The following is a 23,330-nucleotide window of genomic DNA, read 5'->3' as shown; positions in this document are numbered from 1 at the left end:
GGAATTACTCTGCGGTATGAGCGGCATTGGCGCAGGCGGGTTTGCCGGCAGCGTATTTAAGACTGGGGTCGACCAGTGCGTCGAAGCGCTTGAGCGCTTCGGAACCGATCAGCAACGGGTATTGGAAGGCACTACGGTCGGTCAGGTTCACTTCGATGCTGCGCAGGGCCGTGCCCATGCAGATGTCCAGTTCGATGACCGGCCGGGCCGTGTATTTCTTGCCTTCTTCCGGGTCGTAGTCACCGGCGCGGCGCTTGATCTTGCTGACCCGGGCCAGCGGACGTTCGATAGGGTGCGAATGGGCGGCGTCGATAGCCAGGTAAAAGCGCACCCAGGATTCGCCATTGCGCTTGAAGCGCTTGATGTCCCGGGCGCTGAGCGAGGCGGTCTTGGCGCCGGTGTCCAGCTTGGCGGCGACCTCCAGGTCAATGCCCTGCAGGGCTGCGTATTCGTTGAGGCCGTACACGGTTTTTTCACCCGCCACGGCAAGCCCCGGCAGGCATATGAAATAAAGAACAGCGGTTAAGGGCTTGAGTGTCATAGATCCTGGTGCGCAGCGTTCCGTTTATCGGTTCAGGCCCTGGCATTACTGCACAAGCTCCCTGGGCAGCCTTCCCTATAAAAGGAGAGCGGCAAATCGCGCGGCATTCTAGCACGGTGGTTTTCTGACGCCACCGCTGGCCGGACGCTACGAGTCATTCAAACGAGCGGTTATGGCGTTGGGGCTTATTAGACGATTGTCGACAATGTTGAATTTTGTTTTGACGTTAATGCCGCTATTGGTTAGTTTTTGCCGTATTGATTTTCAAGGTGTCGACAATATGCTCGATCAGCTCGAATCCCCGATGCTGGCTCAGGACGACTCGGAGACCCTTTCCGAGAACGTCTTCCGACGTATCCAGGCCGCCATCGTCAAAGGCGAAATCGCCCCCGGCAGCAAGATCTCCGAGCCTGAACTGGCGCGCACCTATGGCATCAGCCGCGGGCCGCTGCGCGAGGCGATCCATCGCCTGGAGGGCCAGCGCCTGCTGGTGCGCGTGCCTCACGTCGGCGCCCGAGTGGTGTCCTTGAGTCACGCCGAGCTGCTGGAGCTCTACGAAATCCGTGAGTCTCTGGAAGGCATGGCCTGCCGTTTGGCGGCCGAGCGCATGACCCTGGAAGAAATCGACGAGCTGCGCCGAGTCCTGGAAACCCACGAACGCGATGCGGCGTTCCAGGCCGGCGTGGGCTATTACCAGCAGGAAGGCGATTTCGACTTTCATTATCGGATCATCCAGGGCAGCGGCAACCGCACCCTGACGCAAATGCTGTGCGGCGAGCTGTATCAACTGGTGCGCATGTACCGCATCCAGTTTTCCACCACGCCCAACCGTCCGCGCCAGGCCTTTGCCGAGCACCACCGGATTCTAGACGCCATCGCCGACCGTGACGGCGAACTGGCTGAATTATTGATGCGCCGGCACATCGGCGCCTCCAAACGCAATATCGCGCGTCATTTCCAGGACAGCGCCGCCACTGAACGAGGTGAGTCATGAGCAACAGCACTCCAGGCCAGCGTTTCCGCGATGCGGTCGCCAGCGAGCATCCGCTGCAAGTGGTGGGCACGATCAACGCCAACCACGCGCTGCTGGCCAAACGCGCCGGTTTCAAGGCGATCTACCTGTCGGGCGGCGGCGTGGCGGCCGGTTCCCTCGGCGTGCCGGACCTGGGCATCACCGGCCTCGATGACGTGCTGACCGATGTGCGCCGTATCACTGACGTCTGCGACCTGCCGCTGCTGGTGGACGTGGACACCGGTTTTGGTTCCTCGGCGTTCAACGTGGCTCGCACAGTCAAGTCGATGATCAAGTTTGGCGCGGCGGCCATTCATATTGAGGACCAGGTCGGTGCCAAGCGTTGCGGCCATCGTCCAAACAAGGAGATCGTCTCGCAGCAGGAGATGGTCGACCGCATCAAGGCCGCGGTCGATGCTCGCACCGACGACAGTTTCGTGATCATGGCGCGTACCGACGCCCTGGCCGTGGAGGGCTTGGAGTCGGCTCTGGACCGCGCCGCCGCCTGCATTGAGGCCGGTGCCGACATGATCTTTCCGGAAGCGATTACCGAGCTGGAGATGTACAAACTGTTCGCCAGCCGCGTGAAGGCGCCGATCCTGGCCAACATCACCGAGTTCGGCGCGACTCCGCTGTACACCACTGAACAACTGGCCGGTGCCGACGTATCCCTGGTGCTGTACCCGCTGTCGGCCTTCCGGGCCATGAACAAGGCGGCCGAGAACGTCTACACCGCCATCCGCCGCGACGGCACGCAACAGAATGTCATCGACACCATGCAGACGCGCATGGAGCTTTACGATCGCATTGACTATCACACCTTCGAGCAGAAGCTCGATGCGTTGTTCGCGGCGAAGAAGTAAGGCGACTCCCCCTACAAATTCAAGAAAATGGAGACAGCAAATGGCCGAAGCAAAAGTACTCAGTGGCGCCGGGCTCCGAGGCCAGGTGGCAGGGCAAACCGCGTTGTCCACCGTGGGCCAGTCGGGCGCCGGCCTGACCTATCGCGGCTACGACGTTCGCGACCTGGCGGCGGACGCGCAATTTGAAGAGGTCGCCTACCTGCTGCTGTACGGTGAGCTGCCGACCCAGGCCCAGCTGGATGCCTATACGCGCAAGCTGAGCCAGCTGCGGGACTTGCCCCAAGCCCTGAAGGAAGTGCTGGAGCGCATTCCCGCCGACGCTCACCCGATGGATGTGATGCGCACCGGCTGCTCGTTCCTGGGCAACCTGGAGCCTGAGAAGGACTTTTCCGAGCAGCACGACAAGACCGACCGCCTGTTGGCCGCCTTCCCGGCGATCATGTGCTACTGGTATCGCTTCAGCCACGAAGGCCAGCGCATCGAATGCGTGACCGACGAAGCCTCTATCGGTGGTCACTTCCTGCACCTGCTGCATGGCAAGAAACCGAGCGAGTTGCACGTCAAGGTGATGAACGTCTCGCTGATCCTCTACGCCGAGCACGAATTCAACGCCTCGACCTTCACCGCCCGGGTCTGCGCCTCGACACTGTCGGACCTGTTTTCCTGCATCACCGCCGCCATCGGCTCGCTGCGCGGCCCGTTGCATGGTGGCGCCAACGAAGCGGCAATGGAAATGATCGAGCGTTTCAGCTCGCCGCAGGAAGCCATCGAAGGCACCCTCGGCATGCTCGCGCGCAAAGACAAGATCATGGGCTTCGGCCATGCGATCTATAAGGACAACGACCCGCGCAACGAGGTGATCAAGGGCTGGTCGAAGAAACTCGCCGACGAAGTGGGCGACAAGGTGCTGTTCCCGGTTTCAGAGGCCATCGACAAGACCATGTGGGAACAGAAGAAACTGTTCCCCAATGCCGATTTCTACCACGCCTCGGCCTACCACTTCATGGGCATCCCGACCAAGCTGTTCACGCCGATCTTCGTCTGCTCGCGCCTGACCGGCTGGGCCGCCCACGTGTACGAACAACGTGCCAATAACCGCATCATCCGACCGAGCGCCGAATACACCGGCGTCGAACAGCGCAAGTTCGTGCCAATCGAACGCCGCTGAGCTGGGAGGGTTCTAGCCGCCGGAATTGAATAACCCCGAAACCTTGTGGGAGCGAGCTTGCTCGCGAATGCGCACTGACATCCAACATCGATGTCGACTGTTGCACCGCTATCGCGAGCAAGCTCGCTCCCACAGTGGCCGGGGGCCTTCGAATCCGGCGTCAATCCTCCTTGAAACCACCGTGACCGAGTCCTGACGATGAACACAGAATTTCGCAAACCGCTGCCCGGCACTTCGCTGGATTATTTCGACGTTCGCGGGGCCGTGGAGGCCATTCGGCCCGGCGCCTACGACGGCCTGCCATACACCTCTCGGGTGCTGGCGGAAAACCTCGTGCGTCGCTGCGACCCGGCCACGCTACGTGAATCGCTGTTGCAACTGATCGAGCGCAAGCGCGACCTGGACTTCCCCTGGTTCCCCGCACGAGTGGTGTGCCATGACATCCTCGGCCAGACCGCGCTGGTGGACCTGGCGGGCCTGCGCGACGCGATCGCCCTGCAGGGCGGTGACCCGGCGCAGGTCAACCCGGTGGTGCCGACTCAACTGATCGTCGACCATTCCCTGGCGGTGGAGAGCGGTGGTTCCGACCCGCAAGCCTTCGCCAAGAACCGCGCCATCGAAGACCGGCGTAACGAAGACCGTTTTCACTTCATCAACTGGACCAAGAAAGCCTTCAAGAACGTCGATGTGATTCCGCCCGGCAACGGGATCATGCACCAGATCAACCTGGAAAAAATGTCCCCGGTGATCCAGCAACGTGACGGCGTGGCATTCCCAGACACCTGCGTGGGTACCGACAGCCACACTCCCCATGTCGATGCCCTGGGCGTGATCGCCATCGGCGTCGGAGGCCTGGAAGCCGAAAGCGTCATGCTCGGTCGCGCCTCGTGGATGCGCCTGCCGGAAATCATCGGCGTCGAGCTGACCGGCAAGCTGCAGCCGGGCATCACCGCCACCGACATGGTGCTGGCGCTGACCGAATTCCTGCGCAAGCAAAAAGTTGTCGGTGCCTGGCTGGAGTTTTTCGGCGAAGGCGCCAGTGCCCTGACCTTGGGCGACCGTGCGACCATTTCCAACATGGCCCCGGAGTACGGCGCCACGGCGGCGATGTTCTACATCGACCAGCAAACCATTGATTACCTGAAACTCACTGGTCGCGAAGACCAGCAGGTGCAACTGGTCGAGACCTATGCCAAGCAGGCCGGCCTGTGGGCCGACGAGCTCAAGGGCGCGCAATACGAGCGTGGCTTGACCTTCGACCTGTCCTCGGTGGTGCGCAACATGGCCGGTCCCAGCAATCCCCACGCCCGCGTTGCCACCAGTGACCTGACGGCCAGCGGCATTGCCGGGCAATGGACTGAGGTGCCAGGGCAAATGCCCGACGGCGCAGTGATCATCGCGGCCATCACCAGTTGCACCAACACCAGTAACCCGCGCAACGTGATCGCCGCGGGCCTGCTGGCGCGCAACGCCAATCGCCTGGGCCTGGCCCGCAAGCCGTGGGTCAAGTCATCCCTGGCCCCGGGTTCGAAAACCGTGGCGCTGTACCTGGATGAAGCGGGGCTGACGTCCGAGCTCGAGAAGCTGGGCTTCGGCGTGGTGGCATTCGCCTGCACCACCTGCAACGGCATGTCCGGTGCACTGGACCCGGTGATCCAGCAGGAAATCATCGACCGTGACCTGTACGCCACCGCCGTGCTGTCGGGCAACCGCAACTTCGACGGGCGCATCCACCCGTACGCCAAGCAGGCGTTTCTCGCCTCGCCGCCGCTGGTGGTCGCTTATGCCATCGCCGGGACCATCCGCTTCGACATCGAGAAGGATGTGCTGGGCGTGGTGGACGGCCGGGAAATCCGCCTCAAGGACATCTGGCCGAGTGACGAAGAAATCAATGCGGTGGTCAAGGCCTCGGTGAAACCTGAGCAGTTCCGCCAGGTGTACATCCCGATGTTCGCCATCCAGGAAGACACCGGGCCGAAAGTCACGCCGCTGTACGACTGGCGCCCACAAAGCACCTACATCCGTCGCCCTCCATACTGGGAAGGGGCGTTGGCCGGTGCGCGGCCGCTCAAGGGCATGCGTCCGCTGGCTGTGCTGCCGGACAACATCACCACCGATCACTTGTCGCCGTCCAACGCCATCATGCTGGACAGCGCCGCCGGTGAATACCTGGCGAAAATGGGCCTGCCGGAGGAGGACTTCAACTCCTATGCAACCCACCGCGGCGACCACCTGACCGCGCAACGCGCGACCTTTGCCAACCCGAAACTGTTCAACGAAATGGTCCAGGAAAACGGCAAGGTCAAGCAGGGCTCCCTGGCCCGGGTCGAGCCGGAAGGCAAGGTCATGCGCATGTGGGAGGCCATCGAAACCTACATGGAGCGCAAGCAACCGCTGATCATCATTGCCGGTGCCGACTATGGCCAGGGTTCGTCCCGGGACTGGGCGGCCAAGGGTGTACGCCTGGCGGGTGTCGAGGCGATTGCCGCCGAAGGTTTCGAGCGCATCCACCGTACCAACCTGGTGGGCATGGGCGTGTTGCCGCTGGAGTTCCAGCCCGGTACCAACCGCAAGACCCTGGGCATCGACGGCAGCGAAATCTATGACGTGATCGGCGAACGTACCCCGCGTGCGACGCTGACGTTGGTCATCACTCGCAAGAACGGCGAGCGCGTCGAGGTGCCAGTGACTTGCCGCCTCGACACCGCTGAAGAAGTGTCGATCTACGAAGCCGGTGGCGTATTGCAGCGTTTTGCCCAGGACTTCCTTGAATCGGCGGTTGCCGTCTAAATCACAACCGCGGGCACCCTTGCGTGTCCGCTTGAGGAGCATCATGGCTCACGCAGCGCAAATCAGAATTCCTGCCACCTACATGCGTGGTGGCACCAGCAAAGGCGTGTTCTTCAGCCTGCAAGACCTGCCCGAAGCGGCTCGCGTCCCCGGCCCGGCCCGGGATGCCTTGCTGCTGCGGGTGATCGGCAGCCCCGATCCATATGAGAAGCAGATCGATGGCATGGGCGGTGCGACGTCGAGCACCAGCAAGACCGTGATCCTGTCCAAGAGCACCCGGGCCGATCACGATGTCGATTACCTGTTCGGCCAAGTGTCCATCGACAAGCCGTTCGTGGACTGGAGTGGCAACTGCGGCAACCTGTCGGCGGCAGTCGGTTCATTCGCCATCAGCAGTGGCTTGGTAGACCCCGCTCGCATCCCACGAAACGGCGTGGCCGTGGTGCGGATCTGGCAAGCCAACATCAGCAAGACCATCATCGCCCATGTGCCGATCACCGACGGCGCGGTGCAGGAAACCGGTGACTTCGAACTCGACGGCGTGACCTTTCCGGCGGCCGAAGTGCAGCTGGAATTCATGGATCCGGCGGCCGAGGAGGAGGGCGGTGGCGGCTCGATGTTTCCCACCGGCAACCTGGTGGACGACCTTGAGGTGCCTGGTGTAGGTACCTTCAAGGCGACCTTGATCAACGCCGGGATCCCGACGATTTTCATCAATGCCCGTGACGTCGGTTACACCGGTACTGAGTTGCAGGGCGCAATCAACAGCGATCCAAAGGCGCTGGCGATGTTCGAAACCATCCGTGCCCACGGTGCCTTGCGCATGGGGCTGATCAAGCATCTGGACGAAGCCGCCCAGCGTCAGCACACGCCGAAAGTGGCGTTCGTCGCACCGCCAGCGGACTACGTTTCATCAAGCGGAAAAGCTGTGGCGGCCGGGGATGTCGACCTGCTGGTGCGCGCCTTGTCCATGGGCAAACTGCACCACGCCATGATGGGCACCGCGGCAGTCGCCATCGGCACCGCAGCGGCGATTTCCGGCACCCTGGTGAACCTGGCGGCGGGCGGCATCGAACGCAATGCCGTACGTTTCGGCCATCCGTCCGGCACCCTGCGCGTCGGCGCCGAGGCCAGCCAGGTCAACGGCGAATGGACCGTGAACAAAGCCATCATGAGCCGCAGCGCACGGGTGTTGATGGAAGGGTTTGTGCGGGTGCCGGGGGATGTCTTCTAACTCGATACTTCAGGAACAACACAAAACCTGTGGGAGCGAGCTTGCTCGCGATGGCGGCGTGTCAGCCGACATCAATGTCGAATGGGCCGGCCTCTTCGCGAGCAAGCTCGCCCCCACAGGTTGGTCGGACTTCTGCCATCAGTTCGTCGTCAGTGCTGCGACAACCAGCCCCACATTGTTCTCCAACTCCGCCACCGGATCGGCACCGTCGGTGCTCAGCACCAGTAGCCGGCTGCCGCCCTCGCTGATGGCCGCCTTCACCGCCTCCGAAGGTTGGCGATGATGCAGCACCACCGCCACGTCATTGTCTTTCAAAGTAACGGTCAATTGCTTGAGGGCTTCGGCTGTCCACTCGGCATCGGGGTGAGCATCGGTGCTGATCCCGTCGAGATTGAGTCCGCTGATCAGGTAAGCGAAGTGTTCACTCAGGCTGACCACGCTCAAGTTGTCGGCACTGGTCAGGCGTTTTTCGCTATCGGCACTGAGCTTGAGCAAGCGCTGCTTGAGGGCTGCCAGGTTGGCGTCGATCTGTGGCCTGGCTACCGGGGCCAGGCGCACCAGGTCGGCGGCGATCACATCGGCCATGCGTCCCAGGTTATGGCTGGCCATCCACGGCTGGCTCGCCAGGCCGTCAGTCATGCCCGGTTGTACAGCGATGCCGGGCAGGGCGCCGTCCACCGGGCGGGCGGCGTCGACTTCGACGATGCGAATATTGCTGCGGCGGGCCATGGGGTACAGCGGATCGTCCGGCCACAGCGAGCGCAGGCCGATTACCCCATCCGCCTCGCTGGCGAGTTTACTCAGGGCTGGCGCCCCTCGGCCGCTGAAATAGGCGCTCTGGCGGGTGCCGGGCAGGTTGGCGGGTGCGGCTCGCTCCAGGCTGACGTCGGTGCCCTTGAGCAAGGCTTCACTCAATCCGTAGGTGATCGGTAACGATGCCAGCAGACGCACTTTTTCGCTGGCAAATGACGAGGTAACGGCCACGCTGCACAGCGCTGCGGCCAGGGCCAGTTGTCGTAATGAAAAAACCATTTATCCAAGATTCCCTTTGAGGCTGGGGACGACGCCACGGGCGATGGCGCTCAGGGCGAAGGCGATGCCGGCCACCAGGATGATCGCGGCACCGGACGGGATCGGCAGGTCGAACACAATTGGCGCGAGAATTCCGCACAAGGTGCTCAGGGTGGCGATCAGCACTGAACACCAGAAAAAGCCTTTCAGCGATTGGCTGAGCAGGCGTGCCGCCGCTGCCGGAATGACCAGCAGTGCGCCCACCAGAATCGCGCCAATGACTTTCACCGCCGCCACGGTGATCAACGTCACCAGTACCACGAACAGGTAGTCCAGAGTCTTGACTGCCACCCCGCGCACCGCCGCCAGTTGCGGGTTGAAGCTGGCGAGCATGATGCGGTTATAAAGCGGCAACGCCAGGGCCATCACCAGCGAGCCGACCACCGCCAGCACCAACAAGTCGTTGCCGTTGACCGTCAGCACCGAACCGAACAGCACGTTCTCCAGAATGTGCACGTTGATCTTGCCCGCCAGGATCAGCAGCAGGCTCGCGCCCAGGGCCAGGGACACCGAGAGGAAGACGCCGATCAGCGTGTCCGGCGCCAGGCCGGTGCGGTTGCGCAGGTAATTGAGCAGGATGCCGAACAGCAGGCAATAGCCGAACAGGCTGCCGTAAGGGCCGGTGTAAGGTTCGCCGAGCAGGATGCCGACCGCCACGCCAGTCAGCGCCGCATGGCCCACCGCCTCGGAGAAAAACGCGAAGCGCTTGACCACCACCAGCGTGCCAAGACCGCCCAGCACCGGGCCGATCAACAGCCCGGCCAGCAACGCATTGACCACAAACCCGTAGGCCAGCGCCTCGGGCAAGTAACCGGACGAGGCCCAACCCTGGACCATCAAGCGAAAGGCTTCATAACTCATCAGGCAGCGCTCCCATTCGTGCGTGGATGGGTGGAAAACAGCGTCAGCAAGCGCTCCGGGGTCAGGGTCTGGCCTGGCGGGCCGTCGAACAGCACTTTGCGGTTCAGGCCGGTGACACGGTCGGCCAGGCGCCCGACGGCTTCCAGGTCATGCTCGATCCACAGCACGGTGATCCCGGCCTGGCGCCAGTCCTGCAGCAATCGTTCGAACACCTGGATGCCGGCCTCATCCAGCGCCGACATCGGTTCATCTAGCACCAGCAACTGCGGCGACGGAATCAGCCCCTGGGCCAGCAACACCCGCTGGCGCTCGCCGCCGGACAGCGCGCCCATGCGCCGCTTGCGTTTGTCCTGCATGCCCACCCGCTCCAAGGCCTGGCCGATGGCGCCGGCGTAATGTTTGCTCAGGCCGAGGAAGGCCGGACGCCGCTGACACATCGCCGCCATGAAATCATCCACGGTCATGGGCAGGCCCCGGTCGAACTCCAGCGCCTGGGGCACATAGCCGATGACACCGGGTTCACCCGGCCATTGCAGGCTCAAGCGTCCCTGGTGCGGCATCTGCCCGAGCAGGGTCTTGATCAACGAACTCTTGCCGCCGCCGTTGGGGCCCACCAGGGCATGGATGCTGCCGGGCTGCACCTGAAACCCCACGTTGTCGAGAATCGTGGTGCGGCCCAGGTTCAGGCTGACATCGGCGAATTCAATCGAGGGGCCGACGCGGTGCGGGGTGAGGGTTTCCTGGACGGTCATGCGCCAGACTCCTGGATCGCCCGGACTACGGTGTCGAGGTTGCCGGCCATTTCCTTTTCGTACTTCTCGGCGCTGTAGTCCCCGTAGGAAATGTGCGAGAGCGGGTACAGCTTCACACCCGATTCGCGCTGGATGGTGTCGACGTAGGTGGAGGGGAAATCCATTTCCGAGAAGATCACCTTCACGTCCAGCTCACGCAGTTGATCGATGGTCTTTTTCAACTGGCTGGGGCTCGGCTCGATGCCGTGGGCTGGCTCGACCACGGCGGTCACTTCCAAGCCGAATTCGCGCAACAGGTAGTCGTAGGCCGCGTGCACCGTGGCGACCCGCAGCTCGGCATTGGGCGCCTGGGTCAGCTTAGCCAGGGCGGCGGCGCGCATTTGGCGCAGGCGCTTGCCGTAGGCGCGGGCATTCTGGGTGTAGGTCTTGGCATTGTCCGGGTCGAGCTTGCCCAGCTCTCGGGCGATGTTATTGACCTGGGCAATGGACGCGCTGATGGACAGGAACGTATGTGGGTTGACGACCTTGCCGGCACCTCGGGCGGCGGTGCCGGTGGCGGCCAGCAACGGTACGTTTTCGTTGGCCTCGATCACCTTCACGTTCGGGGTTTCGCTGGCGGCGATCATGCGGTCGGCGAAGTCGTCGTGGCCCACGCCGTTAAGCACGATCACGTCGAGGCCGCTGATGCGCTTGATGTCCTCGGCCCGAGGTTCATAGGCATGGGGGTTGAAGCCGGCCGGGATCAGCGGCACCACCTCGGCCTTGTCGCCGACGATGTTCGCCACGTAGCTGTAATAAGGGTGCAAGGTGATGCCGATGCGCAGGCGCTTGGCCGTTTCGGCGCTGGCGTGTGGGGTGAGCAGGCAGGCCAGCAGGCCGATCAGCAGCAGGCGCAGCAAGGGGCGGCGTGGAGTGGCAATAGGCATGGGCGAAGGGTCTTCTCTCGAATAAGGGCGTGGGATCAGTGCCGGTGCTGGCGGGTTACGCCGGCGTCGAATTGCGCAACGATCTGTTGCCAGCCAGCGGCGGACAAAGTGGCGTCGTCCAGCGCGGTGGGGGCAGTGAGGCCGTTGCCGCGATTGAGCCAGATGTCGGGAGCGGCGTCGGACGCTTCGCTGATGCGCATCAGAAACGAACCAGCGACGGATGAGTTGCTGCTCGCGCCGAAGTAGGCCCGGTCTTCCAGCTGTTGCCAGGCATGACCGCCGCGGCTGACGGAACTGGCGTCCTGGGCGAACGGGGCAAAGCCTTCATCAGCCAGCGTTTGCGGGCCGGGCAGGACCTGTTGTTCTTCGCGCAGCAGGCGGATTTCATCCAGGGTTACCCGCAGGTCCGCATAGATGCCTTGTTCGGCGGCGTTGAGATCGCGACGGGCATCGAGTTGGTTCGCGGCGAGGTGACTGCTGTCTTCGGTTTTACCGTGCCAGGCCACGACCGATCCGGCCACCAGCACGATGAACAGGCACAGCAGCAACACATGCAGGGTTTCATGGCCCGCGCCGGCCGGGCGGATGACTTGGGTGGTGGGATTGCTCATGGGGCCTCGATGTCGGCTTGGTCGATTTCCACCACGTGGCCGGGGCCGGCGTCGAAGAGCACGTAGAATTCGGCGTTCGGTTTCTTGAAGGTCAACGTCGAATCGGCGCCGAGCTTGCCCGGCACCAGGATGGTTTCGTCGTAGCCGATCACGTCCAGCGTTACCCCAGGCGCACCGCTGCCATCGGAAAAGCCACCCGTGCACTGGATCTGTTCGGCGTCGATGGCCTTGCATTCGCACATCGGGTTGTGGGCCAGGGCGCTGCTGGCGAAACCGGCGCAGAGCAGCAGCGCCAGGCTGTTGAGAGAGGCGCGGGGGGTCATGGTTGGGCTCCTTGGGTTTTCAGCCAGGCAATGGTGGCGGGAGAGGCCTGGCTCAGGGGAATGGCGGCTTGGTGCATCGAGCCGTCCCAGCCCTCGAGGGTTATCCACAGTTCGGCGTCGAGCGGGGTCTTGGGCGGCACCGGCAACGAGGCTCCCATGCGATAGGGCGAGCCGAAGAAAATGACCCCGGCGGCCCGCAGGCTGCGGGGCTTGCCGATACGCAGGTAGGTGGCCTTGACCTCGCCGATGCAACGTTGGCACAGGGCTGCGTTGAAATGTTTCATATGCCCGGCCGGGCCATCGGGGCGTGGGGCTTCGTTGCGAAACTCGGCAAGACGCAGGCTCCACGGCCCGACCTTGACTTCGCCGACCTCCCGTTCGCCAAGCCCGGTATCCCCGCGGAACAATGCCGCTTCCGAGAAATACTTGGGCATGAAACCCAGGGGAATCAGCAACAACAGCACGTTGAGGTGAAAACGCCACTTATGCCAGAACAGACTCAGGCGTGAGGGGGCCGCTGCGGTGGGCGAACTCATAGGTTGCCCTCCGGCGATTCACGGTGGAGGGACGGCTGCGGTGACCTGGCAATTCTGGCTTCGCGGGCGGGTTTCTGGCTGCGCTTGAAGGCATTGGCGGTGGCCAGGGCCGTGCGTTTGGTCCAGATCAGCAGCCCGCTGAGGACCATCATGCTCAGGACCAGACCGAAGAAGAACCAGATGAGCTTGATCCAGAGGCCGCCAAAGTCCCCGGTGTGCAAGGGGCGCATGGATTCGGTGACGAACTCCAGCGCCGTGCGGTCCGACAGCAACCGCGAGGCGGCCACGTCACCGTTGTAGGGGTTGATGGTGGCGGTCTGGTACATCAACGGGTACCAACCACGGCCGCCGATTTCCAGGTGGCTGTAGGCATTGCCGGGCAGGCTGACGAAACTTGCGTCCAAGCCCGGGATTCGCTGCTGGGCGATTTCAATCGCGCGGTCCAGGCTAAGTTGCGGCGGTGCAAGACCATCGGTAGACAGCGGAACGCTTTCACGCGCCACCACTGGAATGACGGGCTCGCTGGAAATGGAAATTTGATTGTCCGACAGCAAGGCCTCGATCAGGAACCAGGTGCCGGTAATGGAAATCACCGCGATGAACCAGATCGACCAAATACCGCTCAGCCGGTGGAAATCGCCCCAGAAAATCCGCGCGCCGTGGCGAATCCGCAGGGTCGGGCGGAAAAAGCCTTTCCAGAAACGCTTGTAGACCACCAGCCCGGTCACCAGTGAGGCCAGCAACGGCAGCCCCAGCAAGGACACCAGGTACCAGCCCCAGCTGTAGCCGTTGGTGAACGGCACCAGCCACCAGCCATGCAGGGCACGGGTGAATCCCCTGAAATTGAACGCCGGTGCCGAGCCCTGGATCACGCCGCTGTACGGGTTGACGTAGACCGTGTCGGGGCGCCCGTCGGGATAGGTCACCTTGGCTTCCAGCGCAAAATGCGATTCGTCCGGACGCGCGATGCTTAGCACCTGGGTCAGTGGTTGGGCTTGCTTGATCGCGCCAATCACTTGGTCATAGCTGAGCAGCGGGGCATCGTCCGATGGCTTGCTGGCACGCATGTCGGGGTTGGCCAGCCAGACGATCTCCTGGCTGACCACCGCCAGGGTGCCGGTCACGCAGACGATGAGCACGAAAAACCAGATGGGCAATGCCAGCCAGCTGTGCACCAGAAACCAGAGTTTGGAGCGGGACTTCTTCGACATGATTGAACGTCTTGATTCGATGAAAGGTTCTGGATTACGGGCTTCGCAATCTCATGAACCCTGAAAAACCGGCCGTGGCTTTTGCCGACGCGGCCGGCTGCATCTAATTAAGACGAACCAGCAAGTGAAATCCTGAAGGGGAAGATGAAAGAAAATGTTTCGCGTTTCGTGTCTCTGGCTTTTGTGGCGAGGAGCAGGTGCCCTCGCCACACAGCAAGTCAACCGTCAGCCCTGTTGAAACATCTCCCTGGCCCGCTGTTCGATCTGCTCCTGAGTCAGATCTTCCTTATGAGTGGCCAGAAACCACACATGCCCATAGGGATCTTTCAAAGTCCCGGTACGGTCACCGTAGAACTGATCCTTGACCTCGGAAATCACTGTGCCACCGGCGTTAATCGCCTGGGCAAAGGCGCTGTCCACATCTTCGACATAAAGGTGCAGACCCACTGATGGCGATTGATCCGGGTTGCTCAGAGGCCCTTGATCGCAAGGCGTGCCGAGCATGATCGGGTAGCCGTTGATCCGCAGTTCGGCATGGCCGATGCCCCCGTCGGGCATGGCCAGGCGCATGACCTCGGTGGCATTGAAGGCTTTTTTGTAGAAATCGATGGCTTCGGCAGCTTTTTGAATGCCCAAGTAGGGCGTGATGTTATTGAACCCTTCGGGAGTGGATTTGACGCCCATGACGTTTCTCCTTGTTGTTATGGGAGGCGAAGAGGTCTTCGTCGATTTGCGCCCATCCACTATAGGCCAGCACCTTGGGGCCGGCTTACGGCCCGACGAACGTCTGCGGTTTGTCCAACAGATGCGCTCCTGGCCCCCTCTCAGCCAACACATCCCCCTGATTGCGCAAGGGGCAACTGTCCATCGACAGACAACCGCAGCCGATGCAACCGTTGAGTCGATCGCGCAGCGCCAGCAATTGATTGATGCGCTCATCCAGGTCGCGGCTCCACTGCGCCGACAAGATCTTCCAGTCGGCGGCCGTCGGGGCGCGGTCGTCCGGCAGGGTTTTCAACGCCGCGCCGATTTCTGCCAAGGGGATGCCCAGGCGCTGGGCGACCTTGATCAGCGCCACGCGCCGTAGCACTTCCCGTGGATAACGGCGTTGGTTGCCCTGGTTACGTGTGCTTTTGATCAGTCCCTTGGATTCATAGAAGTGCAGGGCTGTGACCGCCACGCCGCTGCGGGCGGCCACTTGGCCGACGGTGAGTTCCTTATGGACATTTATCTGCGTCATCGCCTGAGTTACCGCTTGACCTTGAGTTAACTAGAGGTTTTAACCTGCACGCCTTCGGATCGCAAGATTCGCCTTACGGGCATCGGGGGACCTTTCATGCAATCGCCAAGGAATAATCGCAGCTTCACCCAACTCATGGAGTTCGACATCGAGCCGCAATGGTTGCCGGCGCTGGTAACGGCCCTGTCGGAACAGACCGAGCGCCTGGCGCGGGACCATAAGGGCTTCCTGAGTGCCAGTATCCAGGCCAGCGAGGACGGTCGCCGCGTTCTTAATTACTTGCAATGGCAAACCCGAGAGGCGGGCGAGGCGGCGTTTCGAAGCTTCGAAAACGGCGAGCAGGATTTCTGGCGGTTGATCCAGGCTCACCGCGCCAAAGCCGTGACATTCGGTTCGTTTCAAGTGCTGCACAACATTGAGCGCAGCCTGGACAACGCGTTGCACTGCCAGTTGGTCGATTGAGCGCAACAGGTGATCCGAGCAGGCGATACCCACTATCAAGAGGGTTGATTTCTGCTGTGGGGGGGCCGGCGAGTAGCCTTTGTTCATCGCCCAACTTCAGAACACCGGACACCCGCCATGAACCGTACCTTTGCCGTTTTGCTGCTGTTGACTGCCACCGTATTGAGCGGTTGCGCCGCCTCGTCTCCAGAGCTGCGTCCCTACACCGCCGACGAAACCCGGGAACTGGCCCTTGAAGCTTTAAACCGCCGGGGCTTGTCGTTCGACGAATACCACGCGAAAAAAGCCGAGCTGCTCGGTACCGCGCAAAAAAACGTGGGCTTCGACGATCAGGGCCAGATGAGTGCCGAGCAGGTCGTACAACAGCCCGGGCGGTCAAGCTGAGGGACTGTACCGCTCGAAGTTTTGCCCAACTGTCCATGGGTTTGCGCCAGGACGTGGGGTAGGGTCATGACTTGACTGACTGCCCCGATGGATTGACCTGCCATGACCCTTTCGCTTGACCTGTTACTGGGCTTCGCCCTGTTTGCCCTGGTGACCTCGATCACGCCAGGCCCTAACAACACCATGTTGTTGGCCTCGGGTGTCAATTTCGGGTTCAACCGCACCATCCCCCACATGCTGGGCATTACTTGCGGTTTCTTTTCCCTGGTACTGGCGGTGGGCCTCGGCCTGGGTGCTGTGTTCCAGAGCTATCCGTTGCTTTACACGGTGCTGCGTTATGTCGGTGCCGCCTACTTGTTGTACTTGGCGTGGAAAATCGCGCACTCCGGCCCGGTTTCGGAAAACCAGTCGAGGGAACATACGCCGATCAGTTACTGGGGCGCAGCGGCGTTCCAGTGGGTCAACCCGAAGGCCTGGATCATGGCCATTGGTGCCATCAGCACGTATACACCGCTGCAAGGCTATTTCTTCAATGTGGTGGTCATTGCGGCGGTGTTTGCCCTGATCAACCTGCCTAGCGTGAGCTTGTGGGTGATCTGCGGCAGCCTCTTGCGTAATTTGCTGCGTGATCGTCGCTGGCTGCGCCTGTTCAACTGGGGTATGGCGCTGTTGCTGGTCGCCTCGTTGTATCCGTTGCTGCTCGAAAGCATTCGTTGAGGGCTGAGCTTCGACGCGATGCCTGCTAAGCTCCCGGTTCAGGAGCGTTCCTACGCACTTTTAAACGAAGTCCGACTTCTTTAAGGTCTTCGATCAGGTATTGCTAGTCTCGAACCCAACGAGGGCACCTGATCCCGGAGCAGGCTCTGCGAGTTTCCCATGAATAAACGTCCCTTATATTTCGATTACGCCGCCACTACGCCGGTGGATGAGCGGGTCATCCAGGTGATGGTCCAATGCCTGGGCTTTGACGGTAACTTCGGCAACCCGGCTTCCAGTTCCCACGCCTTTGGCCAGGAGGCCCGCCGCTCGGTGGAACGGGCGCGCCAGCAGGTGGCGGAACTGGTGGGTGCACAGGCCGAACAGATCATCTGGACTTCCGGCGCCACCGAATCCAACAACCTGGCCCTCAAAGGTGTGGCCCAGGCGCGCGGCGCCTCTGGTGGCCATGTGATTACCAGCCTGATCGAACACAAGGCGATTCTCGATACGGTCCGGCAGTTGGAGGAAAGTGGTGTTGCGGTAACTTGGCTTGCGCCCGACGCCGAGGGCCTGATCAACCCGCAAGCTGTTCGCGAGGCGCTGCGCGAAGACACGTTCCTGGTGTCGCTGATGCTGGTGAACAACGAACTGGGCACTGTCAATGATGTCGTCGCCATCGGTGAGATCGTTCGCGAGCATGGCGCGCTGTTGCATGTTGACGCGGCCCAAGGCGCCGGCAAGGTGAAGATTGACCTGGCTCGGTGGCCGGTGGATCTGATGTCTTTTTCGGCGCACAAAGTCTACGGCCCCAAGGGTATCGGCGCACTTTACGTCGGCGACCGCGCCCGACCGCGTCTGGCGGCACAGATTCATGGTGGCGGGCACGAAGGCGGTTTGCGCTCCGGCACCCTGGCGACCCACCAGATCGCAGGCATGGGCGCCGCATTCGAACTGGCGGCTGAGTCGTTTGACGACGAGGCCGCTAAAATCGACCGATTGCGCAATCGTTTGCTTGAGCCGATGCTGGCATTGCCCGGCGTGTGTATAAATGGCAGTGCGACCCAGCGAATTCCTCACACGCTGAGCCTGACTTTCAACGAAGGTGAGTTCAACCCGGCAACATTGGGCGCATCGATTGCCTTTTCCGCGACCTCGGCTTGCAACTCGGCGAGCAACACGCCGTCTCACGTGCTACTGGCCTTGGGTCACGATGCCCGCGCAGCCGGGCGGACCATTCGTTTGAGCCTGGGGCGCTTTACCAGCGAGCAGGATATCGACGAGGCGGTGCGGTTGATCAAGGCCGCGTGCGCCACTGCGCCGGCGTTCTGGGCCACGACCCCATGAGCCGAGCTTCTTCGGCACTGAACAACAATATTGATGAGCAGGAGAAACGATGAGCACCAAGCCTTTGACCCATGGACTGGTTCCCCAGCGCCTGGCCCGAATTCGCCAACTGATGAGCCGTGAAGGCATTCACGCGCTGCTGGTGCCATCGGCCGATCCGCATCTTTCGGAATACCTGCCGGGCTATTGGCAGGGGCGGCAATGGCTGTCGGGGTTCCATGGCTCGGTGGGCACCTTGATCGTAACCGGCAGTTTCGCCGGCGTATGGGCCGACAGCCGTTATTGGGAACAGGCCACCCAGGAACTGGAAGGCAGCGGCATCGAACTGGTCAAGCTCATTCCGGGCCAGCCCGGTCCGTTGGACTGGCTGGCCGAACAAACGCCTGAAGGTGGAGTGGTTGCGGTCGACGGTGCGGTCATGGCCGTGGCCTCGGCGCGGACTCTGGGCGGCAAGCTTGAAGAGCGAGGTGCGCGCTTGCGCACCGACATCGACCTGCTCAATGAAGTCTGGACTGATCGGCCAAGCTTGCCCGATCAACCGGTCTACGCGCACTTGCCACCCCAGGCGACTGTCAGCCGGGTCGAGAAACTCGCCAAACTGCGCGAATCCCTCAAGGAACGCGGCGCCGACTGGCATTTCATTGCCACCCTGGATGACATCGCCTGGTTGTTCAACCTGCGTGGCGCGGACGTGTCCTTCAACCCGGTGTTCGTCTCCTTTGCCTTGATCAGCCAGCAACAGGCAACGCTGTTCGTGGCTTTGGACAAGGTCGATGCTGCGCTGCGGGCCGTTCTTGAGCAGGATGGTGTGACACTGCGCGATTACAGCGAAGCGGCGGCCGCGCTGAGGGAAGTGCCGGGCGGGGCGAGTCTGCAAATCGATCCGGCGCGGGTTACGGTTGGCTTGCTGGATAATCTGGACAGTGGCGTGAAGCTGGTCGAGGGACTCAATCCGACGACGCTGGCCAAGTCCCGTAAAAGCCTGGCCGACGCCGAGCATATCCGGCGGGCCATGGAGCAGGACGGCGCGGCGCTCTGTGAGTTCTTCGCCTGGCTGGAAAGTGCCTGGGGCCGCGAGCGAATCACCGAACTGACCATCGACGAGCACCTGACTGCAGCCCGCACCCGTAGGCCGGATTTTGTCTCCCTGAGCTTCAATACCATCGCCGCGTTCAATGCCAACGGCGCGATGCCCCATTACCACGCCACGGAAGAATCCCATGCAGTCATCGAAGGCGATGGCTTGCTGCTGATCGATTCCGGCGGCCAGTACCTGGGCGGCACCACCGATATCACCCGCATGGTGCCGGTTGGAACACCCAGCGCCGAACAAAAACGTGATTGCACTCGTGTGCTCAAGGGTGTGATTGCCTTGTCCCGGGCCAAATTCCCACGGGGCATTCTATCGCCCTTGCTGGATGCGATTGCCCGCGCGCCAATCTGGGCCGAACAGGTGGACTACGGCCACGGCACCGGCCATGGCGTCGGTTATTTCCTCAACGTCCACGAGGGGCCGCAGGTGATTGCCTACCAGGCCGCCGCTGCGCCGCAGACTGCTATGCAGGCGGGCATGATCACCTCCATCGAGCCGGGCACTTATCGTCCAGGCCGTTGGGGGGTGCGTATCGAGAATCTGGTGTTGAACCGAGAGGCGGGTAAAAGCGAGTTCGGTGAGTTCCTTGAGTTCGAAACCTTGACTCTGTGCCCGATCGATACTCGCTGCCTGGAGCCCTCGTTGCTGACCCAGGATGAAAAAGACTGGTTCAACGCCTATCACGCCGAGGTTCAGCGTCGATTGAGCCCGTTGCTGGAGGAGGATGCACTGCACTGGCTGAACGCCCGGACAATGGCAATCTGAGGTAAGGATCAGCCCAGGGCTTCACGGACGAAGTCCAGTCGATCCTGACCAAAGAACAGCTCGTTGCCGACGAACATACTCGGGGCGCCGAACACGCCCCGTCGAATAGCTTCTTCGGTGACGGTCTTGAGTGCGTTCTTGACCTGTGCGTCGGCCGTGAGGGCCAGCACATATTCGGGGTCGAAGCCGTCTTCATCCAGCACCGCTGCTACCGTCGTCGGGTCGTTGAGGTTACGGGCGTCCATCCACAGGGCGCGGAACAGGCAGTCGATAAAAGCTTCGAAACGTTCAGGATGACGCAGTTGGATACCCGTCACGGCGCGCATCAGCAACAGGGTATTGATTGGAAAGTGGGGAGGAAGCTTGAAGGCGACACCGTAGCGTTCGGCGAAGCGATTCAAATCCTTGAACATGTAAGCGCCTTTGGCCGGTACGGTCACCGGTGAAGCATTGCCTGTCGCCTTGAAAACGCCGCCCAACAGCATGGGGCGGTAGATCAGTGCACTATGGGTCCGTGCGCAAAGCGCTGGCAATTGGGTGTAGGCCAGATAAGTGGCCGGGCTACCGAGATCAAAGAAAAATTCCACCGATTTGCCCATGGTATCTGCTCTCTTGTTGTTGTGAGGGAGGTTACCAGCGTTCGCTCCAGGGACGCAGGTCTAGCTCAAAGGTCCAGGCGTCTCGAGGTTGGCTGTGCAGATACCAATAATTGTCAGCAATGTGATCGGGATTGAGGATGCCGTCCGTGTCCTTGGTCGCATATTTTTCTGGAAAATTATCGCGGATGAAGTCCGTGTCGATAGCGCCGTCCACCACCACATGGGCCACGTGAATATTCATCGGTCCCAGTTCGCGAGCCATGCTCTGGGCCAGTGCCCGGATGCCGTGTTTGGCGCCTGCGAATGCGGCGAACCCTGAAGCGCCACGCAACCCTGCTGTTGCCCCGGTAAACAGAATCGTCCCACGCTGACGCCTGACCATCCGCTTGGCCACTTCCCGTGCATTGAGAAATCCGGAGAAGCAGGCCATCTCCCAAATCTTGAAATATTTGCGTGCAGTTTCTTCGAGGATGCTGCAGGGCACGTTGGCGCCGATGTTGAATACAAAAGCTTCAATCGGGCCGATCTGCTCCTCGATCTGTTCGATCAGCGCGATCACGTCGTCCTCTTTACGGGCGTCGCAGGCAAAGCCGTGGGCTTCGCCGCCCTGGGCTCGGATCCCATCAACCAATGGCTCGAGTTTGTCGGCGCTACGGCGGGTAACGCAGGCGACAAAACCCTCCTGGGCGAAGCGTCTGGCTATCGCGCCACCCGTGGCGTCGCCCGCGCCAACAACCAGTACGACCTTCTTATTATTCATGATCAGCCTCATTGGTAAACGATCGTTAGCTAAACGGACGTTATGCTAAGATCCGGCGAGCGTCAAGGTGAGCAATTAGGGGCAGGGCCATGCGTTATTCAGCCAATCACAAAATGGAAACCCGAGAAAAGCTGCTTTCCAGCAGTGCCGAATCCGCTAAGAAATCGGGTTTTTCCACGGTCGGCGTCGATGGCTTGATGAAAGCGATAGGGTTGAGCGGCGGGGCTTTCTACAGCCATTTCTCATCCAAGGATGAGCTGTTCAAGGCCATTGTTGAACGAGAGTTGGCCCAGAGCCTGGATCGCTTGAGTGGCGACAGTGTTGTGGACGCAACGAAACTGGAGCGTTGTCTGAGGCAGTACCTGAGCATGAGTCACGTTGAGCAACCAGAGGTAGGTTGTGCGCTGCCGGTGCTGGGCGCCGAGATCGCGCGATCGGATGTGCAGGTGAGGGAAGCGGCACAGACATGGATCTGTCGTTTGCATGAAAGCTGGGCGCGAATACTGGGAAGCGACAGCCTGGCCTGGGCAATCCTCTCGCAATGCGTGGGTGCGTTGGTTGTTGCACGGATGCTCGCCACGCCAGAGGTTCAGCGTGATGTCCTGAAATCCAGCTACGACGAAATCAGCCGTCGTATGGCCGAGCAGCGGATTGACTGAGCGCTGCTTATTTACAGATTACAATCATGCTGCGGCTGGTGTAACCGGCAGGGTTGAGCCCGAAAGGATAATCCCCCGGTTCCTCGACCGCATCCCCCGACTTGGCGATGACCTTGTAACCTTTGGGGGCGCATGAGTTGGCGGCGCTTGCGGCGCATTGATCCCAGGAGGAAGACAGGCCAGAACAGTTGATGTGCAAACCTTTTTTACCGCGTTTGACTTCAGTTTTCGTTGTCGCCGCGCAGCCCGCAACTGCAAGTACGGCGATCAATATCAAAATTCGTTTCATTCCCGTCCTTAATACCGTCGTGGATCTTATGCCCACATACGGTTGCGTTCGCTTTTGCTTGAAGCGTTCATGACGTCCTGTATGAAAAAATCCATGTCTGGCATTGGGTTACGGACCTAAACATGGCCTAAATGCGCGGTAAATACCAGCCCTTCGTGAAATCCTGCTTCAATCAGCCGCGATGGCGGGTTTCGCTGTGTTGCCCATGGTCAGCGTGGCGCCAACCGATGCGAGGATGATGCAGGTAATGGCTGTCCATTGGGCCAGTGATAAGTACTCCTGGAGAAATACCAGTCCCGACAAGGCGCCGAATGCGGGCTCGATGCTCATCAGGGTGCCGAAAGTGCGGGCCGGTATTCGGGTTAGGGAGATCATCTCCAGCGTGTACGGCAGGGCGGTGGATAAGATAGCGACGCCAATGGCGACCGGAATCAGGCTTGGCGTGAGCAGTGCAGCGCCGGCATGAACGATGCCGATAGGGGCTACGAACAGTGCGGCGATCATGACCCCCAGTGCGGCGGTTTGCACGCCATTGTCCGCCCCGGCCTTCTGACCAAATAAAATGTACAGGGCCCAGCAGACACCTGCGCCCAACGCATAGCCGGCACCTAGTAAGTCAATACCGGCACTGGCGGCACCAGTGGGTATCAACAAAAGAAGGCCAATCACTGCCAGGGCGATCCAGAGAAAGTCGATTGCCCTGCGCGAGGCGTAGATGGCTACCGCCAGGGGGCCGGTGAACTCCAGTGCCACGGCGATTCCCAGTGGGACGGTTCGCAATGACATATAGAAGAGAAAGTTCATGCCGCCCAAAGCCATTCCATAGACAATCACAGTTCGCAGGGATTGAGCAGTGAGTTTTGCGCGCCAAGGGCGAAGCAATATAAGCATGATGATGCTGGCAAAAATGAGCCGCAGTGTCGTAGTGCCTTGCGCGCCTACTACTGGGAACATGCTTTTGGCCAGGGACGCGCCAGACTGGATGGAGGCCATGGCGATTAATAGCAGGGCAACCGGGAACAGGGTGGAGGCCAGGCTGCGATGTGGAGGAGTCATTACAGAGTATTGTCCAGAATAGGGGCGGGAAGGGCTGCTTTGCGCAATATACTGCGCATTATGAGCGCTTCCGTCTATATA

Annotated in this window: 26 protein-coding genes; 11 read left to right on the top strand and 15 right to left on the bottom strand. The window is 61.2% G+C overall.

Annotated elements, in window-relative coordinates:
• Positions 1 to 4: 4 nt before the first annotated feature.
• Complete coding sequence (locus SGN16_RS20515; protein ID WP_210639738.1) at positions 5 to 541, bottom strand: ATP-dependent zinc protease; 537 nt, start codon at positions 539 to 541, stop codon at positions 5 to 7.
• Positions 542 to 821: 280 nt separating this feature from the next.
• Here SGN16_RS20515 and SGN16_RS20510 point away from each other — a divergent pair, with 280 nt between their 5' ends.
• From SGN16_RS20510 to prpF, 5 genes are all read left to right on the top strand, one after another.
• The gene (locus SGN16_RS20510) at positions 822 to 1,535 is read left to right on the top strand and encodes a GntR family transcriptional regulator (protein ID WP_335945807.1); all 714 of its coding nucleotides are present in this window, start codon (positions 822 to 824) and stop codon (positions 1,533 to 1,535) included.
• Complete coding sequence (gene prpB, locus SGN16_RS20505) at positions 1,532 to 2,416, top strand: methylisocitrate lyase (protein WP_030137801.1); 885 nt, start codon at positions 1,532 to 1,534, stop codon at positions 2,414 to 2,416. Before SGN16_RS20510 ends, prpB begins: the two co-directional genes overlap by 4 nt.
• A 40-nt stretch (positions 2,417 to 2,456) precedes the next feature.
• Entirely contained in the window at positions 2,457 to 3,584 is a 1,128-nt protein-coding gene (gene prpC, locus SGN16_RS20500; protein ID WP_335945806.1) for a 2-methylcitrate synthase, read from the top strand.
• 198 nt (positions 3,585 to 3,782) lie between these two features.
• The gene (gene acnD, locus SGN16_RS20495) at positions 3,783 to 6,374 is read left to right on the top strand and encodes a Fe/S-dependent 2-methylisocitrate dehydratase AcnD (RefSeq protein WP_210639735.1); all 2,592 of its coding nucleotides are present in this window, start codon (positions 3,783 to 3,785) and stop codon (positions 6,372 to 6,374) included.
• 43 nt (positions 6,375 to 6,417) lie between these two features.
• Entirely contained in the window at positions 6,418 to 7,608 is a 1,191-nt protein-coding gene (gene prpF, locus SGN16_RS20490; protein ID WP_335945805.1) for a 2-methylaconitate cis-trans isomerase PrpF, read from the top strand.
• 138 nt (positions 7,609 to 7,746) lie between these two features.
• On the opposite strand, the gene SGN16_RS20485 is transcribed toward prpF, so the two are convergent.
• From SGN16_RS20485 to soxR, 10 genes are all read right to left on the bottom strand, one after another.
• A complete protein-coding gene (locus tag SGN16_RS20485) occupies positions 7,747 to 8,640 on the bottom strand; it encodes a zinc ABC transporter substrate-binding protein (protein ID WP_335945804.1) in 894 nt (297 codons plus the stop codon).
• The gene (locus SGN16_RS20480) at positions 8,641 to 9,540 is read right to left on the bottom strand and encodes a metal ABC transporter permease (RefSeq protein ID WP_335945803.1); all 900 of its coding nucleotides are present in this window, start codon (positions 9,538 to 9,540) and stop codon (positions 8,641 to 8,643) included.
• Complete coding sequence (locus SGN16_RS20475; RefSeq protein WP_335945802.1) at positions 9,540 to 10,292, bottom strand: metal ABC transporter ATP-binding protein; 753 nt, start codon at positions 10,290 to 10,292, stop codon at positions 9,540 to 9,542. Before SGN16_RS20475 ends, SGN16_RS20480 begins: the two co-directional genes overlap by 1 nt.
• Entirely contained in the window at positions 10,289 to 11,218 is a 930-nt protein-coding gene (locus SGN16_RS20470) for a zinc ABC transporter substrate-binding protein (protein WP_210639730.1), read from the bottom strand. The genes SGN16_RS20475 and SGN16_RS20470 overlap by 4 nt, the downstream gene beginning before the upstream one ends.
• A gap of 35 nt (positions 11,219 to 11,253) precedes the next feature.
• On the bottom strand, positions 11,254 to 11,829 hold the full coding sequence (locus SGN16_RS20465; RefSeq protein ID WP_335945801.1) for a DUF6162 family protein: 576 nt from the start codon (positions 11,827 to 11,829) through the stop codon (positions 11,254 to 11,256).
• Positions 11,826 to 12,152, bottom strand: coding sequence for a hypothetical protein (locus SGN16_RS20460; protein WP_135846383.1), 327 nt, complete (start codon positions 12,150 to 12,152; stop codon positions 11,826 to 11,828). The genes SGN16_RS20465 and SGN16_RS20460 overlap by 4 nt, the downstream gene beginning before the upstream one ends.
• On the bottom strand, positions 12,149 to 12,688 hold the full coding sequence (locus SGN16_RS20455; RefSeq protein ID WP_210639728.1) for a thiamine pyrophosphate-binding protein: 540 nt from the start codon (positions 12,686 to 12,688) through the stop codon (positions 12,149 to 12,151). The genes SGN16_RS20460 and SGN16_RS20455 overlap by 4 nt, the downstream gene beginning before the upstream one ends.
• Positions 12,685 to 13,899 carry a PepSY domain-containing protein gene (locus SGN16_RS20450; protein ID WP_335945800.1) on the bottom strand — a complete coding sequence of 405 codons (1,215 nt, stop codon included), beginning with the start codon at positions 13,897 to 13,899 and terminating at the stop codon, positions 12,685 to 12,687. The genes SGN16_RS20455 and SGN16_RS20450 overlap by 4 nt, the downstream gene beginning before the upstream one ends.
• A 225-nt stretch (positions 13,900 to 14,124) precedes the next feature.
• A complete protein-coding gene (locus tag SGN16_RS20445; protein WP_210639726.1) occupies positions 14,125 to 14,583 on the bottom strand; it encodes a VOC family protein in 459 nt (152 codons plus the stop codon).
• An 85-nt stretch (positions 14,584 to 14,668) separates the two neighbouring features.
• On the bottom strand, positions 14,669 to 15,139 hold the full coding sequence (gene soxR / locus SGN16_RS20440) for a redox-sensitive transcriptional activator SoxR (RefSeq protein ID WP_210639725.1): 471 nt from the start codon (positions 15,137 to 15,139) through the stop codon (positions 14,669 to 14,671).
• A 96-nt stretch (positions 15,140 to 15,235) separates the two neighbouring features.
• Here soxR and SGN16_RS20435 point away from each other — a divergent pair, with 96 nt between their 5' ends.
• From SGN16_RS20435 to SGN16_RS20415, 5 genes are all read left to right on the top strand, one after another.
• The gene (locus SGN16_RS20435; RefSeq protein WP_210639724.1) at positions 15,236 to 15,601 is read left to right on the top strand and encodes an antibiotic biosynthesis monooxygenase; all 366 of its coding nucleotides are present in this window, start codon (positions 15,236 to 15,238) and stop codon (positions 15,599 to 15,601) included.
• Between the two features lie 117 nt (positions 15,602 to 15,718).
• The gene (locus tag SGN16_RS20430) at positions 15,719 to 15,985 is read left to right on the top strand and encodes a hypothetical protein (RefSeq protein WP_210639723.1); all 267 of its coding nucleotides are present in this window, start codon (positions 15,719 to 15,721) and stop codon (positions 15,983 to 15,985) included.
• A 102-nt stretch (positions 15,986 to 16,087) separates the two neighbouring features.
• The gene (locus tag SGN16_RS20425) at positions 16,088 to 16,702 is read left to right on the top strand and encodes a LysE family translocator (protein ID WP_335945799.1); all 615 of its coding nucleotides are present in this window, start codon (positions 16,088 to 16,090) and stop codon (positions 16,700 to 16,702) included.
• 159 nt (positions 16,703 to 16,861) lie between these two features.
• On the top strand, positions 16,862 to 18,028 hold the full coding sequence (locus SGN16_RS20420; RefSeq protein WP_335945798.1) for an aminotransferase class V-fold PLP-dependent enzyme: 1,167 nt from the start codon (positions 16,862 to 16,864) through the stop codon (positions 18,026 to 18,028).
• Between the two features lie 49 nt (positions 18,029 to 18,077).
• On the top strand, positions 18,078 to 19,886 hold the full coding sequence (locus SGN16_RS20415) for an aminopeptidase P family protein (RefSeq protein ID WP_335945797.1): 1,809 nt from the start codon (positions 18,078 to 18,080) through the stop codon (positions 19,884 to 19,886).
• 8 nt (positions 19,887 to 19,894) lie between these two features.
• Here the strand turns inward: SGN16_RS20415 and SGN16_RS20410 are convergent, their stop codons facing one another.
• Together SGN16_RS20410 and SGN16_RS20405 are read right to left on the bottom strand one after the other, a co-directional pair.
• The gene (locus SGN16_RS20410; protein WP_335945796.1) at positions 19,895 to 20,485 is read right to left on the bottom strand and encodes a 2-hydroxychromene-2-carboxylate isomerase; all 591 of its coding nucleotides are present in this window, start codon (positions 20,483 to 20,485) and stop codon (positions 19,895 to 19,897) included.
• Positions 20,486 to 20,516: 31 nt separating this feature from the next.
• On the bottom strand, positions 20,517 to 21,245 hold the full coding sequence (locus SGN16_RS20405) for an SDR family oxidoreductase (protein WP_210639718.1): 729 nt from the start codon (positions 21,243 to 21,245) through the stop codon (positions 20,517 to 20,519).
• Positions 21,246 to 21,334: 89 nt separating this feature from the next.
• Here SGN16_RS20405 and SGN16_RS20400 point away from each other — a divergent pair, with 89 nt between their 5' ends.
• Complete coding sequence (locus SGN16_RS20400) at positions 21,335 to 21,904, top strand: TetR/AcrR family transcriptional regulator (RefSeq protein ID WP_210639717.1); 570 nt, start codon at positions 21,335 to 21,337, stop codon at positions 21,902 to 21,904.
• Between the two features lie 7 nt (positions 21,905 to 21,911).
• Here the strand turns inward: SGN16_RS20400 and SGN16_RS20395 are convergent, their stop codons facing one another.
• The gene (locus SGN16_RS20395; protein ID WP_042729241.1) at positions 21,912 to 22,193 is read right to left on the bottom strand and encodes a hypothetical protein; all 282 of its coding nucleotides are present in this window, start codon (positions 22,191 to 22,193) and stop codon (positions 21,912 to 21,914) included.
• Between the two features lie 168 nt (positions 22,194 to 22,361).
• A complete protein-coding gene (gene rhtA / locus SGN16_RS20390; protein WP_335945795.1) occupies positions 22,362 to 23,249 on the bottom strand; it encodes a threonine/homoserine exporter RhtA in 888 nt (295 codons plus the stop codon).
• Positions 23,250 to 23,330 lie beyond the last annotated feature (81 nt).

This window comes from Pseudomonas sp. G166 (genome assembly GCF_037027455.2).
GTDB lineage: Bacteria > Pseudomonadota > Gammaproteobacteria > Pseudomonadales > Pseudomonadaceae > Aquipseudomonas.
This window is presented reverse-complemented; position numbering and strand designations above follow the sequence as displayed.